This is a genomic window from Gemmatimonadota bacterium (assembly GCA_021295815.1).
Classification (GTDB): Bacteria; Gemmatimonadota; Gemmatimonadetes; order Longimicrobiales; family Gaopeijiaceae; genus JAGWBQ01.
The window spans coordinates 17,296-32,013 of sequence record JAGWBQ010000007.1; the positions used below are offsets into that span (position 1 = coordinate 17,296).

Sequence of the window (14,718 nt, forward strand, 5' to 3'; positions counted from 1 at the left end):
GAGCCATATAGAGTAGATTTGCAAGGTGACCGCCTTGAACCCACTACCCATTTCCAGCTCCGAGCTCAGTGACCGCGAGCGCGACGTCCTCGAGGCGGTGGTACGCCGATATGTGGACACGGCCGAGCCTGCGGGTAGCCGAACGTTGGCCAGGGCTTACGATCTGGGGGTTTCGGCTGCGACCATCCGCAACACCATGGCCGACCTCGAAGAGAAGGGCTACCTGTCTCACCCGCACACATCCGCAGGCAGGGTGCCGACCGATCTGGCCTATCGCTTCTTCGTGGATTCGGTGATGTCTCCTCGGAGGATGAGCGGCGAGGCGAAGAGATTCATCAGGAGCGAGCTCGACGTGGCGGGCGCCTCGGCCATCGAGCGTCTCATCCGCCAGGCGGTTCGCGCCATCTCGCTCTTTTCAGACGAACTCGGCGTGGCGGTCTCGCCCACACTCCGGGACGCCGTGCTCGAACGCGTCGATCTGATACGGGTGTCGAGCGACAAGGTGATGCTCGTGAGCACGGTAACCGGTGGCATAGCTAGGACCCTTTACGCTCACCTCTCCGTCGAGATCGGGTCGCAAGCGCTGGCGCGCATAGCCCAGGCCATGAACGAACGTCTCTCGGGCCTGACTCTCCGCGAGCTCGGGCTGACTCTCCACGACCGGATGAGGGACACGCACCTCGGCGATCCGGGAGCGGAGGAGCTGGTCAACATCTTCGTGCAGTCGGGGCCCGACCTCTTCGAGTCCCCTCCTCTGACCGGCTCCACGGTCATGCTCGGCCAAGCGAGCGTTCTCGCCAACCAGCCGGAGTTCGCGCGCAGCGAGCAGCTCAAGGGTCTCATAAGCTTGACCGAACGGAGAGATGTTCTCGCCCGGGCTATGGGCGGCCATCGGCGGCGAGGCGGTCTGGTGGTCACCATCGGAGGCGAGAACGACTCCGAGGAGCTCTCGAACTTCACCTTGGTGACCTCCGAGTATCGGGCCGGCGGTCTCAAAGGAGTGATCGGAGTGATCGGCCCGACCCGCATGGCGTACGAAAAGGTCGTGACGATAGTGGACTACACCTCAACCGTGATGACGACGATGCTGGAGAGCTGATGGCCGACTACTACGACCTGCTCGGGGTACCCAAGGACGCGAGCGCCGAGCAGATAAAGAGAGCCTATCGCAAGCAGGCGCTCAAGTACCACCCCGATCGCAACCAGGGGTCCGGGGAAGCCGAGGAGCTTTTCAAGGAGGCCACCCGCGCATACGAAACTCTCAAGGACCCGGACCAGCGCGCCCGCTACGACCGCTTCGGGGAGGCCGGCGTGAGCGGCGGGGGAGCGACCGGCCAACGTGGGTTCGGTTTCGACATGAACGCGGCCCTCGAGGTCTTTCTGCGCGATTTCGGCGGAGCCGGAATGGGCGGCTTCGGTGACATTTTCGATCCCGGCGGTTCCTACCGACGCGACCGGAGCGGCGTGGAGCGGGGCGAAACCATGCGCATTCGTCTCAGGCTCAAGCTCGCCGACGTGGTCACCGGGGTTACCAGGCAGTTGAGGCTGGCTCTGCTGGAGCGTTGCCGGACCTGCTCAGGTTCGGGCTCCTCGACCGGGGCTCGGTCGGTATGCACCGTTTGCGAGGGCAGGGGAGAGATCCGGCGCCTGCAGCGTTCGATCGTCGGTCAGATGGTGACCGTCCAGCCCTGCCGGAGCTGCGGCGGCGAAGGCCGCGTCGTTTCGGATCCTTGCCGCGAATGTTCGGGGGAGGGCCGCAAACGCGAGTCGCGGACCCTGGAGGTGGAGGTTCCGCCCGGGGTCGGCTCGGAGAATTTCCTGACCCTCAAGGAACGCGGCAGCGTGGGACGGGGCGGAGGCCCGAGAGGCGACATCGTCGTGATGCTCCACGTCGAGGACGATCCCCGCTTCGAGCGAGACGGCACCATGCTGATCCACGAGGTGGCCGTCACCTTCTCGACAGCTGCCCTCGGGAGAGAGATGGAAGTCCCTACGCTCGACGGTCCCGCGAAGGTCACCGTCCCGGCCGGGGTCCAGAGCGGCGACACCCTGCGCTTGAAGGGACTGGGGCTGCCCGAGTTGCAAGGCCGAAACCGAGGTGATCAGCTCCTCAAGGTCAGGGTCTGGACTCCGGAGCAGTTGAGTCCGGAACAGGAGCGTCTCTTCCGGGAGTTGAGCGAGCTGGAAGGATCTCCGCCCGTCCCCGGAGCCGGTCCCCGGGTTATCAAGGGGTTCTGGGAGCGGGTCAAGGGCGCCTTGAGCGGGAACTGACCAGGGTTCTCCGCGCATCCCTTTCGCTCAGCAGTACCGAACACCAGTGGGCGACCTGGGTCGGCGAGTCGGGATCGAGGTGCCTCGCAAGCCAGCGAATGGAATCGCGCATTATCAGAGCGCACCGATCACCTACCGCCCCGGGGCTCGCGCTCGACTGCCCGAGCACCCACGGATCGGCCGTCCGAACGCCGACACGAGATTTCGGTAGCAGCCAGCGCCACGGTCCGCGCATGGGGTCGAGCACGGTGAAGGAGTCCGGATAGCGCTCCAGGTGGCTGCGCAGGCGCCTCGCGTCCAAGGAGCGATCCACGCCGCCGCCGACGAGCCTGGTAACCTCGCTAAGCTTGACGGCGGGGAACGGATGCTCCGCCAGAGCCTGCAGGGCTGCTGCGGCTATCCGGTCCAAGGTGTTCGTTCAGCGCGTCAGGTTCGGGTTGGTGTCCCACTCCGCTTCCGAAATCGGGAAGCAGAAGTCCCGGGTCTCGAGATGAGAACCCGTCGTGTTGTTTCCGTCACCTACCTGTTCGAGCGGGTGGAGATCGCCGGGAGTCTGTGTGGCGTTCCAGCGGCGCAGCGCCGCCAGCCGCCTCCCCTCAAGCCACATCTCGATCGCGTGCTCGCGCTTCAGGAAGGTCATGGCTTCGGTCAACGTGCCCGCGCTCTCCGCGTTCATGCCTGCCGCAGTGCGCAGCGAGTTGATGATGGCCATGCCGCCCTGGATGTCGTCCCTGTGCAGGATCAGGTCTTCGGCGATGATGAGCTGCATCTCCTCGTAGGAGGCGAGCTCGATGGGCGAGTCGTCGTCGCCGTGCTTCTGCTGCGGGTTGAAATCCACCGATCCGCAACAGCCCGTGGCGGCGTCGCCGTAGGTGCCCGTGACTACGTACGGAATGCGCGGATCGCCGTAGGGAGATCCGGTCGGTTCCTGGCCGTAGCCCTCGACCCAGGTGAACCTGGTGGTGTGCGCCTTGTAGGGCTGGGCCCGCGAGGCGCGATGAATGCGGTTGGCCTGGGCGTCGTCGCCGATGCTGAAGTAGGGCATCACGAAGCTCATCCCAGGTTGGATCCGAGTCGCGTCCGCCACTGCGGAGTCCCAGTCGCCGAGCTGGACATGCACCGAAGCCCTGCCCGCGATCGCCGCGTTCTGAACTTCGGAGTCGCCAAAGCTCGCTGCTTGATTGAAGGCCGCCAGGGCGTCGTTCAGGTGTACCCTGTGGGATTGCTGCGCTCCGCCGTCGATGACCGCTTGGCACATGCTCTCGCCGAGCAGACGGTGGGTGAATCCGGCCCAGAGATAGAGCTGGGCGAGTTGTTCCTGGTCCTGATCCGCAGGGTCGAGTCCGTCGATGCGCTCCAGGCCGTTGGTGGCGAGGAAGCGCGCCCGGTGCGAGAACGACCAGTGGGCGCCCACCTCGTCCTCCTCCAGACGGCCGTCCTGCTGGTTCGGCGAGATCCCGAAGGACCCCGTCGAGCCGGAGGGGTGAACTTCGCGAGCGATCGCCGCGCTGGTATAGGAGATCCAGTTGAGCGCGTCGGCGAGGGCCCGCCCGGCGCCGTTGGCGATGGCGAGTTGCGAGGCCGGATCGTCGAGGAAGCTGGAGTCGATGGGTCCGGGGTTGACGACCTCGGTGTCGCACGACGAGACCGCGACCGCAGCGAGGGAGGCGGCGAACAGCCGCTTGATGTTCGTGATCGATGTCATTGCTCGGCTCCTCCTAGAAGACCATCCGCAGCGCCACGGTCCAGACCGCGGGCGCCGGTATGTGTTCGCTGATGCTGGCGACCAGGAAGTCTCCGGGGTCGGCTCCGTCTCGGGTCACCGGGTTGTTGTCGTTGTTGCCGCCCATCTCGGGATCGAAGTGCGTCCAGTCCGGGTTGGTCCAGCGGAAGATGTTCCGCCCCGATACGGTGATCGAGGCGCTGCTGGCGGCGTCGCCCAGAAGGGACTCGGGAACCGGAATCATGAGCGCGACCTCCCGGATCTTGAAGAAGTCGGCCTTCTCGGCCCAGAAGTTGGAGTCGGTGTTGCGCCTGTCGCAGCGGGCGCGCTCGAGCGCCGTCCAATTCGACAGGTTGCCGTTGGCGATGTCCTCGAACGAGCTCAGCTTGCTGTAGGCGTCGTAGCACCCCGCCCAGATAACCGAGCGCGACACCGCGCTGTTCGCCACGCCGGCGGTGACGTAGTGACCTCCCTGGTATTCGCCGCGGGCGCTGAACCGCAGACCGCCCGGCATGGAGATGTTGGTGTTAATCCCGAAGATGTGAGTGGGGGCGTTGGGGCCGTAGTCGCAGTCGTCGACGATGATCGGCTCGGCGATCTCGTCGGGGTTCTCCACGCACTCGCCTCGAATGATGGGCGCGGGCAGGGAGTCGACCACCCAGCCGTTGCCTCCGACCGCGATGGGCGCGAATGCCTCCGGCAGTCCGGCCGAACTGCTGTTCGTGTAAGCGGTGGCGCCGAGATCGAAGCTCCACGCCTCGTTCTCGAAGAGGGTTCCGTAAACCACGGCCTCGATGCCGCTGTTGAAGATCTCGCCCACGTTTTCGAGCTGCGACGAGCCGCCGTTCGAGTCGATGAAGCCGAGGGATGGTATCTGACGCACCGCGAAGAGCGCGTCGGTCGTATGCTGGTCGTAGTATGTGAGCTCGAGCGCCAGCCTGTCGCTGAAGAGCGTAGCGTCAAATCCGACCTCCAGCTCGGCCGTGCGTTCCGGGCCGAGTTCGGCATTCCCCAGCACGCGCGGATAGAAGGCGGGCTGAGTGCCCCAGCCCACGCCGTCGTAGGTCTGGACCGCGTCGAAGGCGCCCGGAGCCCGTCCCGACTGTCCCCAGGCCGCCCGCAGCTTGAGCTGGCCGTCGAAGCTCCAGAACTCTTCGTCCGAAACCACCCAGCTTCCACTGACCTTGGGGTAGGCCTGGAGTCCGAAGTCCCTTCCGAACGCCGAGTTGCCGTCGACGCGCATTCCGGCCGTGAGGAAGTAGCGATCCCGGTAGTCGAAGACGTTCTGCGCGAAGAATCCGGCGTTCACCACCCGCTCCCGCACCTCGAATCCGAGCTTGGTGCCGGCTGTGGTCACCGTGGGAGAACCCGGCCCCGGGAAGTTCTCGCCGTAGGCCACGGTCTGCGACACCTCGCTGGTGACGCTCTGACCTCCAAAGGAGAGGGCCGAGCCGACGGCGTCGGTGAGATCGAAGGAGAGCGTTCCCACGTAGTCGAAAGTGAGAGTCTCGAACTCGGAGCGGTTGTCGGCGAGGATGCCGGTGGGAGCGCGGACGAAGCCGAACGGACGCAGGTTGCGGTTGTTCTGCTGCGCCAGATCGTAGCCGACGCTCAAGCGATTGGAGAAGTTGCTCGTGGGGGAGTATGTGGCCGTTCCCCCGGTGATGAAGTGATCGACCTGGGTGGTGATCTCCTGGCCGAGCAGCTTGTCCAGATTCTCCTTCTCCTCGTTGCCGAAGTAGTTGCGGCTCCTGCGGTAGACGTTAAGGGTCAATCCATGGGCGTTGTTGCCGGCCGCCGTGTTCGAGAACTGATCGTTTGTAAACGAGGTGTTCCACTGGACCTGGAGGTTGGTCGCCGGAGAGAAGGTGAAGTTGCCCCGGATGTTTGACTTCCGCTGGCTGTCGTTCGGAAGGACGCCGAGGTCGTCCTCGAGGGCGCCGGAGACGAAGTACTGGAGCGACTCTCCGCCGCCCCCCACCGATACCGCGTAACGCTGCTGGTGAGCGTTGCGGAGCCAAGGGTCGATGAACATGAAGTCGGAGGTGCCGCCCGCCGCGCTCGTCGCGTCCTCCCAGGAGGGACGTTCGCTCGACGGGAAGCCGAAGGGCTGGAGCCGGGCGACGCCCTGCTCGACCGAGACGGTCCACTGGGCTCCGCCGCGATGTCCTCGCTTCGTGAAGATCTGGATTACGCCGGCCGCAGCCTCGGTACCGTAGAGCGTGGTCGCCGCCGCACCCTTGATCACCTCGATGCGCTCGATGTCGCTGGGGTTGATTGAGTTGAGTGGGCTCGACACGTCGTTGCCGCTTCTTCCCGGGTAGCCGGTGGGCGGCACGTTCTTGTGGAAGCCGTCGGAACGGATACGCACGCCGTCCACGTAGATGATGGGCTGGTTGCTCATCGCCACGCTCACGTTTCCACGCAGACGGATACGGGCGCCGCTGCCGGCGTTTCCGGAGGCGGTGAAGACCTGCATCCCGGCGACCCTGCCTTGAAGGAGCGCGTCCACGTTCTGCGGCGACTCGAGCACGTCGGCAGTCGTCACCTGGGCGATCGTGTTGCCGATTTCCCTCCTCCGGGCCGCCCCGGCCGTGCCGGTGACCACGATCTCGTCGAGACCGAGAGCCTCGGAAACCATGACGAAGTCGAGTTCGACCGTACCGCCGTCGGTGATCGTGATCTCGCTCCGGTATCCCGCATAGCCGATCCTCTCAGCCAGCAGGACGTAGTCGCCGGTGGGCACGTTAAGGATGACGAAGCGGCCGTCCGTGCGCGAGAGCGTGCCCAGACCCGTGCCCTCGAGATAGGTCTGGACCTGCGTCAGCGCGGCGCCCGAGGCGGCGTCGGTGATCCGACCGGTGACCGACCCGGTCTGCGAGACCGCCGGCTGGGCGAGGAGCAGGACCAGGGCCGTCGCGAGGCCGAAGATTGGGGAGGCCGATGCAGGCCGAACAGGTGGTTTCATGGTACCCTCGCTAGCGGATGGATGAAGGCTCGTGCCGAGCCGAACTGCGTAAATTACGGCAGACTGCGGACAATACTGTAGGACGGTGCTAATACGCGCAAGGATCACGGGTCGACCTGGACCGAAAGCGTCTCGGTTCGGGCACCCTGAATCGCGTCGGTGACGGTTGCCGAAACCGGGAAGGATCCGCTCCGGCCGTACCGATGGGCGACGCGGCCGGTGGCGGTCTGGGCTCCGTGGAAGGAGAGCGAATCGGCCGAAGAGTCGCCGAAATCGATGACCATTCCCGAGAGCGAGGTGCCGGCGACATCGTACCTGAAGATGACGGAATCTCCGACGGGGACCGGTGAGTTGGAGCTCAGGCCGAACCGGAGCTCGTGACCCACGGACAGGGTCGACTCGGAGCACCCGGCCAGAATCGCAAGGGTCAGCGCTCCCAGTCCGACGATCGTCCCGGTGAGCGTCCGGCTCGGTCCGGATCCGCTGATCGGGATTCGGGAGGGCCTCGGTCCGCGGAGCCGGCCGGGGACGTATCCGGGCTTCACCATCCGGCTCCGATCCCGAGGGGGATCCGGATCCGGAAGGGGATCAAGCCCCGCCCGTCTTCGACCGGCTGGCCGGTGCCGGGGAGGGACGAGCCTCCGAAGGATCCGAACAGCCCGCTGGCCACGACTGTGCCGAGTCCGGCCCCGACTCCGCCGACGAGAATGCCGGTTCTGAAGACGTTGAGCCGTCTGATTTCCACCAGTTCCAACTCTTCGACCGGAAGCCGGACACGCTGATTGAGGTCCACCGGGCGCATGCCCACGAAGTCGCGGGTGACCGGGATTTCGACTACGATCTCGGCGGCGTCAAGGCCGACGACCGTGCCTTCGATCGTTCTGGCGCCTCGGAATTCGCCCGAGCTCGCCGTTTCCAGAGAATCGGCGACCGAAGCGCTCAGGCGAGCTCGCATGCCGACGCCCGCGCTGAGCTCACCCGGCGAAACCGGCGCGAAAGTATGGCAGGCGCATAGCGGCAGCGCAAGTGCGACGAGGCTCGCCGCGACCCGCGAGCCCGGAAGATCGCTCCCCGTGCGCGGCGAGGGCCGGGAATTCCGGGACCTCCCACCAAGCTCTCTGGCTCGGGCGCTCGAAGAATGAAACATGCTCATCTCTGAAATGTAAGCAACATCGGTATTTGCTGCGGCCTGTTCCTTCGGGTCCGTAGGCCGCCGCCGATGCGGTGCCCGCCCCCTTCGCATCGGGAGCCCGTCGCCCGACGGTTTCCCGGCACGCCGCCGCCGGGTGCTTGGAGGGCGGGTCGAGGACCCACGGGAAAACGAGGCCGTCTCGCCGTCCGCATTGAAGGTGGCGGTCTCGACATGACCGGGCCTGGCTCGGAGCCGGTCGGCAGCCGGGCGAACAAGATCGGATTCCGGCGCGCTCCACGCCGTGTCCGAGGCACCCAGAGGAACGGAAGAAAGATCCATGACCACCAAAACGCTGATGGCACGACTTCGCGCGGACCTCGCCACCGCCCGTCGGGCCCGGGACCGCGAGCGGATTCTCGTGCTCTCGACCACGATAGCCGAGGTGCGGAACAGCGAGATCGACCGAGGCGTGACGCTCGGTGACGACGATGTGCTCGGTGTCATCGCGCGGGGCATCAAGAGGCGTCGGGAAGCTGCGGAACTTGCGCACAAGGCGGGTAGAGAAGATCTGGTCGCCGTGGAAGGGTCGCAGGCGGAGGTGCTCGGCGCCTACCTTCCTGCGGCCCTGACCGAGGCCGAGGTGCGTGAGTTCGTACGCGAGGCGATCTCGACCGGTACCACGCACATGGGGGCCGTGATGGGGAAGGTCATGCCGAAGATCAGGGGCCGTTTCGACGGTCGGGATGCGAGCCGCGTAGTGCGCGAGGAGCTGGCGGCCGCCTCCCGGGGGGATGCGTCTGAACGCTAGCGAAACCCGGAACGGGCGGTACGCGCACGCTCTGCGGGTGCTCGAGTTCGATCGCGTGCTGCACACAGTTGCGGCCAGGGCCGCGAGCGCAGCCGGACGCCGGATCGTCCTCGGTCTTCGTCCGCGCGGCCGCGATTCCGCCCGGCGCGAACTCGCCCGGATCTCCGCCCTCATGGTCTTCCTCGAAGAGCGCCCCGGCTGGTGCATGCCGACGGTCCCGTCGGTCGCCGACCGGGTCGAGGACGCCCGCGTCGAGGGCGCCGCCCTGGAACCCAAGGCCCTGACCGGCATCGGGGCGGCCTTGGCTATGTCACGTGCGCTGGGAACTGTTTTCCGGTCGTGGGAGCGAGGCTCGGCGCTCGCACTCGTGATCGACCGGCTGGTGTCGCTGCCGGAGCTGGAGGCGGCGATCGACCGGGCCATCTCTCCTGACGGCGAGGTGCTGGACGCAGCCTCGACCGAGCTGGCGAGGCTCCGTTCGAGTGTGCGGGGCGCCCGAACCCGCATAGTTCGCTGGATGACCGACTTCGTGGAGCGGCTCCCGCCCCGGCTGGCGGTTCCGGGCGCGTCCCTCTCCCTTCGCGACGGACGTTACGTCATCCCCATCCGCCGCGAAGGCAAGGGCGAGGTGGGAGGGATCGTCCACGACGAATCGCGCAGCGGCGGCACCCTCTTCGTCGAACCTCCGGCGGCCATTTCGCTCACCAACGAACTCAGGGCTCTGGAACGTGCGGAGGCCAGGGAGGTGCGCGAGGTGCTGCTGGCTCTGAGCGCCGCCGTCGCTCCCCATGTCGACGAGATCCTAGGAGCCCTCGAGGCACTGGCCGAGTTGGATTCGCTCACAGCGCGGGCTCTCGCGGCAAAGGCCTGGCGGGCCGCGGTGCCCGAGCTCACGGATGGTGAGCCCCTCCGCATCTCCTCGGGTCGTCATCCGCTTCTCGTCGAGGGTTCGGAACCCGTCGTACCGTTCGACTTCTCCTTCGACGAGGGGGAACGGGTGGTAATCGTCTCCGGGCCGAACGCGGGAGGGAAGAGCGTCTTCCTCAAGGCGTCCGGACTCATCTGCGCTCTGGCCCAGAGCGGCGTCGCGCCTCCGGTGGGCCCCGGCACCCGCCTGCCGGCGTTTGGAGCGTTCTTCGCGGACATCGGCGACGAACAGTCGATCGCCCATTCGCTCTCCACCTTTTCCGCCCATCTCTCCAACATCGCCCGCCTGCTCGCTTTCGCCGACGCTCGCTCGCTCATCCTGCTCGACGAACTCGGCACCGGCACCGATCCTGCCGAAGGGGCCGCACTCGCCCGCGCGGTGATCGAAGAGCTGGTCGGAAGGGGGGCCTCCGTCATCGTCACCTCGCATCTGAGCGCGCTCAAGGAGCTTGCGACATCGGAGGCGGGCATCGTCAACGCCTCGCTCGAATTCGACGAAGGGCGCATGCGTCCGACCTATCGGTTGACCAAGGGCCGACCCGGACGCAGCTATGCCCTTTCTCTGGCCAGGACCGCCGGGTTGCCGCGGAGGGTGCTCGAAAAGGCCCGGGACCATTTGGGCGATGATCGGACCAGGCTCGAAGATCTGATCGCTAGGCTGGAGAGAAGGGAACGCGAAGCCGCTTCCCAGGGTGACGAACTCGACGCGAGAGAAGCGGCGGCTAGGCGGAAGGACGAAGAGCTCGAACGACGGGAGGTGACGCTGCGATCTCGTGAAAGGCTTGCCGCGAGGGTCGCCAGAAAGGAGGCTCGAGACCTGCTGATGGCGGCCCGGACCGAGGTCGAGGCGACCATTCGCGAGCTCAGGCGTCAAGCGAAGGCGAAAACCGACCTCGAGGCCGCCGCCCGCAGAGCCCGGGCGCGGGTCGAGGCCGCCGCCGGCCGTCACGCAGGGAGGCCCGAGATTTCGGAGTCGGATTTGCTCCCGCCCGGGACCGTGCTGCTCCGCGCCGCCGATCTCTCCAAGCTGGCGCCGGGGGACGAGGTGGTGCTCCGGGCCAACGGGCGTCGCGCACGGGTGGCTTCGGTCCGGGATGATCGGGTGGTCGTGGCGCTGGGCGGGCTCCGCTTCGACCTCGGACCTCGCGATATCGCGCTACCGAAAGGGAATCCCGCAGGCGCCGGCGAGAAGAGAGCCGGAGGAAGGCGGTCGTGATTCCGGATTCGAAAGTCGAGGAGGTGCGCGCGGCCGCCGACATCGTCGGGGTCATCGGCGAGTTCGTCCAGCTCGTCCGGGCCGGCAAGGAGTACAAGGCGAAGTGCCCGTTCCACGAGGAACGCACTCCCAGCTTCTACGTGGTTCCCGAGAAGGACTTGTTTCATTGCTTCGGTTGCGGCAAGTCGGGCGACGTGTTCCGCTTCCTCATGGATCACGTCGGCCACGATTTTCCAGCTGCGGTGAAACACGTCGGCAGCCTGTCGGGGATCGAGGTTCGAGAGGTGAGGCGCGACGATCCCAAGGAGGAAATTTACCGGATTTTCTGGGAAATGAACGATTTCGCTCGGGAATGGTTCCGCAGGAACCTCCTGTCGGACGAAGGTGCCGCAGCACGCGCGTACCTGAAGGAGCGCGGTGTCGACGACGATGTCTCGGAACGATTTTCGCTGGGGCTGGCGCCGGCGGGCGGGCAGAACCTCCGTCGCGCCGCTGCTGTTCACGACTACGGCGACGACCGCCTGATCGAGGGCGGACTCTTGGGTGAGAGCGCGGACGGCGGCGAGCCCTACGACCGGTTCCGCGACCGGGTGATGTTCCCCATCGAGGTCTTTGGCAACAGGACCGTCGGCTTCGGGGGACGCATACTGTCGACCGCGACCAAGGCGGCCAAGTACCTCAACTCGCCGGAGACGCCGATCTTCCGAAAGAGCGAGGTGCTCTACGGGCTGGTCGGGGCCAGAAACGCCATCCGGAAAGCGAAGAGCACGCTGCTCGTCGAGGGGTACATGGACGTGGTCTCGCTCGCCGCGCACGGGTTTGAAAACGTGGTCGCGCCGCTCGGCACGGCCTTGACTCACGAGCAGGCGATATTGCTCGTCCGCTACTCGCCGCAAGTGATCGTCCTCTTCGACTCCGACACGGCGGGGCTGCGGGCCACCTTCCGAGCGGCGGACACTCTGCTTGAGGCAGGCGCACACCCGTTGGTCGCGACCCTGCCCGCCGGCGAGGACCCCGATTCGCTCGTCCGCGCTCAGGGCTCGGAGGAGCTCTCGAAGTGCGTCGGCGACGCCGTGGACGTTCTCGACCGGAAGCTGCAGATTCTCCAGGAAAAGGGTTTTCTCGAGAGCATCGACGGGCGCATCAAGGCGAAGGACCGGCTCCTGCCCACCCTGAGAGCCGTCGCCGCAGGCGACCAGTCTCTCCGTGACGTCTACTTCTCGCAGGCCGCCGAGCATACGCGCGTGCGGAGGAGCACCTTGGAAGAGGCGGTGGCCGAGTTTCGGGCCAGTCCGGTTCAGCCCCAGCAAGAGACCACCAAGGTTCGCTCCCTGACCGAGGGTGACCCCGCAGGCCGGATGGGGGTCGTGATGAACCTGCTCTTCGTCATGTCGCATCGTCCGCATCTGGCCGACGATCTCGCCGCGAAGGTATGCGCTTCGGATCTTGCGGACGACGCCCACAAAGCCATTTTCCAAGTGCTACTGGATAATCCCGGGTCTCGGGTGCCGCCCGACCGTCTCAGCTCCCGCGCGACGGAGCTCTTCCAGGCGATCATCGAGGACCCGAGGGCTCCGATCTTCGCCGAAGAGGACTATCAGGACTTGATGACCGACTGCCTTGAACGAATCGAGGGCGCCGCCGAACAGAGACGACAGGCGAGATATACCAGGGCGATCGAGACGGCCCTCAGCGAAGAGGAGAAATGGGAGCTCGCGAGGAAAAAGCAGGCCCAGAGGAAACGGACGGAAATGCCGGCGCAAGGGTTTTGACACGACTCGCCGGCGCGGCCCCGCCCCGCACCTACACAACACATCGGACTGACATGACCCAACAAGTTGCTGCGCTCCGGGAACTCCGGGAACTCGACGACGTGATCGCACGGAACAGAAAACGCGTTCTCTCCTACGAAAACGAGATCGAGGAAGTAGAGCTTCCGGCTCTGAAGCTCGAGGCAGAACTCGGGGAGACCCGGAAGAGACTGGACGAGCTGCAGAAGGAGGAGCGGCGCCTGGCCCGGATGCTTGAGCAGAATCACGAGCGCCGCGAGCGGCTGACCGAGAGGGCCAAGATTGTACGTAACCTCCGCGAAGAAGCGGCGGTGAGCGCCGAGATGGAGATGGTTCGCCGGGCGCTCGCCAACGGCGAGTCCGAATCGCTCTCGGTCATGGACCAGGTGAGACGCCTCGAGGACACGGTAGCGGGGCTGACCGAGGAGGCGGGGCTAACTCGGGCCGCCGTCGAACCCGAGGAAACCGCCCTGCGAGAAAAGCAGAGAGAGGCGGAGAGCGAGCTCGCCGCGCTCCGGGACCGGCGGGCCGTGATCGTGCAGTCGCTTGACCCCCGGCTGCGAAGGCTTTACGAGGGTGTGAGCAGAGGAGGCAGGCGCGAGGCCGTGACCGTCCTCGACGACGAGGCCTGCGGTGACTGTTACGCGCTGGTTCCCCTACAGCAGCTCTGCCGAGTTCGCGCCGGTGGACATATCCGGTGCGAGGCCTGCGGCATCATCATCGTAGCCACGGCGAACTAGCGGCCCGCATGCGCATCATCTCAGGTCTCTGGAAGGGACGGCGGTTGAGGGGCCCGGGCAGGAGCGGTGTCATGAGGCCGACCACCGACCGCCTGCGCGAGGCGTGGATGTCCGCAATGGGATCTCTGGACGGCGCCATGGTGCTCGATCTCTTCTCGGGCTCCGGCGCACTCGGTCTGGAGGCCCTGAGCCGAGGCGCCGAATTTGCGGTCTTCGTCGAGCGCTCCCGACGCGTGCTCAAGATTCTGGAGTCGAACATCGCCCTCCTGGGAGCCCGCGACCAGGCTGTGGTGGTCAGGGACGACGTCTTCAAGTACCTGGCCGGTGCCCGAGGTCCCTTCGACGTCAGGTTGTCGTCGAGCCCCGGCCCCTTCGATTTCGCTTTCGCCGATCCTCCGTACGGTGGGCGCGAGGCCCAACTGGTGGTCGCTCGCTATCTCGAACGCCCCTTCGCGAGCGAACTCTGGATCGAGCACGAACAAAGATCCCCGCTTCAACTGCCTCGAAAAGCCAGAACCAGGACGTACGGCGAGAGCGCGCTCTCGGTGATCGTGGCGGAGGGAATGGACTGATGCCGACCAAAGAGACCGTCGCGATCTTCCCGGGCTCGTTCGACCCCATCACCAAAGGGCACGAAGAAATCGCCCGTCGCACCCTGGGGATGGCCGATCGGGTTGTCGTGGCGGTCGCCCGCACCGCGACCAAGCCCAAGCGACAGCTCTTCGACGTCGAGGAACGGGTCGAGCTCGTCAACGAAGTGTTCGCCGACGATGAGCGGATCGTCGGAGGAACCTTCAGCGGACTCCTCGTGGACTTCGCGCTCGAGCGGAGAGCCCGCTTCGTGGTGCGTGGGCTGAGAGCCATCTCGGACTTCGAGTACGAGATGCAGATGGCCCAGATGAACAGGGGCCTCTCGCCCGAGATCGAGACCGTGTTTCTGGTCCCGGACGTGAGCCATTCCTTCCTTTCGTCGTCGCTGGTTCGCGAAGTGGCCGCCCTCGGAGGCGACGTGAGCCCGTTCCTGGCCCCGGTGGTCCTGGAGCGGGTACGCTCCCGTCTGGGGCTCGGCGGATCGTGAAGGACGGTTCTGTTCGTCCCTCGTCCCGCAGCGCGGCGCTTCGCCGCTCGGGGGAGCTTCGCCGC

13 protein-coding genes are annotated in these 14,718 nt (G+C 66.1%); 8 read left to right on the forward strand and 5 right to left on the reverse strand.

All coding sequences use genetic code 11. The features are described 5' to 3' along the window. Positions 1-25: 25 nt before the first annotated feature. Both hrcA and J4G12_03665 read left to right on the forward strand, forming a co-directional pair. The gene (gene hrcA, locus J4G12_03660) at positions 26-1,099 is read left to right on the forward strand and encodes a heat-inducible transcription repressor HrcA (GenBank protein MCE2454902.1); all 1,074 of its coding nucleotides are present in this window, start codon (positions 26-28) and stop codon (positions 1,097-1,099) included. After that, positions 1,099-2,271: a J domain-containing protein gene (locus J4G12_03665; GenBank protein ID MCE2454903.1), complete on the forward strand. Its 1,173-nt coding sequence runs from the start codon at positions 1,099-1,101 to the stop codon at positions 2,269-2,271. The genes hrcA and J4G12_03665 overlap by 1 nt, the downstream gene beginning before the upstream one ends. Here the strand turns inward: J4G12_03665 and J4G12_03670 are convergent. From J4G12_03670 to J4G12_03690, 5 genes are all read right to left on the reverse strand, one after another. Then, entirely contained in the window at positions 2,246-2,680 is a 435-nt protein-coding gene (locus tag J4G12_03670) for a hypothetical protein (protein ID MCE2454904.1), read from the reverse strand. The two genes, J4G12_03665 and J4G12_03670, sit on opposite strands and share 26 nt — an antisense overlap. Before the next feature lie 9 nt (positions 2,681-2,689). Next, positions 2,690-3,976: a RagB/SusD family nutrient uptake outer membrane protein gene (locus J4G12_03675; GenBank protein MCE2454905.1), complete on the reverse strand. Its 1,287-nt coding sequence runs from the start codon at positions 3,974-3,976 to the stop codon at positions 2,690-2,692. Between the two features lie 13 nt (positions 3,977-3,989). After that, positions 3,990-6,962, reverse strand: coding sequence for a TonB-dependent receptor (locus J4G12_03680; GenBank protein ID MCE2454906.1), 2,973 nt, complete (start codon positions 6,960-6,962; stop codon positions 3,990-3,992). A gap of 104 nt (positions 6,963-7,066) precedes the next feature. Then, entirely contained in the window at positions 7,067-7,510 is a 444-nt protein-coding gene (locus J4G12_03685; protein ID MCE2454907.1) for a PKD domain-containing protein, read from the reverse strand. Further along, the gene (locus J4G12_03690) at positions 7,504-8,115 is read right to left on the reverse strand and encodes a hypothetical protein (protein ID MCE2454908.1); all 612 of its coding nucleotides are present in this window, start codon (positions 8,113-8,115) and stop codon (positions 7,504-7,506) included. The genes J4G12_03685 and J4G12_03690 overlap by 7 nt, the downstream gene beginning before the upstream one ends. A gap of 316 nt (positions 8,116-8,431) precedes the next feature. Here J4G12_03690 and J4G12_03695 point away from each other — a divergent pair, with 316 nt between their 5' ends. Genes J4G12_03695 through coaD form a run of 6 tightly spaced genes read left to right on the forward strand, consistent with a single transcriptional unit; the run spans position 8,432 to position 14,653 of the window. Beyond that, positions 8,432-8,902 (forward strand): GatB/YqeY domain-containing protein, encoded by a 471-nt coding sequence (locus J4G12_03695; protein MCE2454909.1) that lies wholly within the window; start codon positions 8,432-8,434, stop codon positions 8,900-8,902. Between the two features lie 55 nt (positions 8,903-8,957). Beyond that, positions 8,958-11,045, forward strand: coding sequence for a hypothetical protein (locus J4G12_03700; protein ID MCE2454910.1), 2,088 nt, complete (start codon positions 8,958-8,960; stop codon positions 11,043-11,045). Then, entirely contained in the window at positions 11,042-12,817 is a 1,776-nt protein-coding gene (gene dnaG, locus J4G12_03705) for a DNA primase (protein MCE2454911.1), read from the forward strand. The genes J4G12_03700 and dnaG overlap by 4 nt, the downstream gene beginning before the upstream one ends. Then, a complete protein-coding gene (locus J4G12_03710; GenBank protein ID MCE2454912.1) occupies positions 12,751-13,575 on the forward strand; it encodes a hypothetical protein in 825 nt (274 codons plus the stop codon). The genes dnaG and J4G12_03710 overlap by 67 nt, the downstream gene beginning before the upstream one ends. Before the next feature lie 8 nt (positions 13,576-13,583). Beyond that, a complete protein-coding gene (locus J4G12_03715) occupies positions 13,584-14,147 on the forward strand; it encodes an RsmD family RNA methyltransferase (GenBank protein ID MCE2454913.1) in 564 nt (187 codons plus the stop codon). Continuing rightward, entirely contained in the window at positions 14,147-14,653 is a 507-nt protein-coding gene (gene coaD, locus J4G12_03720) for a pantetheine-phosphate adenylyltransferase (GenBank protein MCE2454914.1), read from the forward strand. The genes J4G12_03715 and coaD overlap by 1 nt, the downstream gene beginning before the upstream one ends. Positions 14,654-14,718: the final 65 nt, after the last annotated feature.

Bases quoted from the DNA above. Each gene is read 5' to 3' on its own strand.
- J4G12_03685 (MCE2454907.1), bottom strand. From the start codon at position 7,510: ATGGTGAAGCCCGGATACGTCCCCGGCCGGCTCCGCGGACCGAGGCCC.
- J4G12_03680 (MCE2454906.1), bottom strand. From the start codon at position 6,962: ATGAAACCACCTGTTCGGCCTGCATCGGCCTCCCCAATCTTCGGCCTC.
- J4G12_03665 (MCE2454903.1), top strand. From the start codon at position 1,099: ATGGCCGACTACTACGACCTGCTCGGGGTACCCAAGGACGCGAGCGCC.
- coaD (MCE2454914.1), top strand. From the start codon at position 14,147: ATGCCGACCAAAGAGACCGTCGCGATCTTCCCGGGCTCGTTCGACCCC.
- J4G12_03715 (MCE2454913.1), top strand. From the start codon at position 13,584: ATGCGCATCATCTCAGGTCTCTGGAAGGGACGGCGGTTGAGGGGCCCG.
- J4G12_03675 (MCE2454905.1), bottom strand. From the start codon at position 3,976: ATGACATCGATCACGAACATCAAGCGGCTGTTCGCCGCCTCCCTCGCT.
- J4G12_03710 (MCE2454912.1), top strand. From the start codon at position 12,751: ATGGGAGCTCGCGAGGAAAAAGCAGGCCCAGAGGAAACGGACGGAAAT.
- J4G12_03690 (MCE2454908.1), bottom strand. From the start codon at position 8,115: ATGAGCATGTTTCATTCTTCGAGCGCCCGAGCCAGAGAGCTTGGTGGG.
- J4G12_03695 (MCE2454909.1), top strand. From the start codon at position 8,432: ATGACCACCAAAACGCTGATGGCACGACTTCGCGCGGACCTCGCCACC.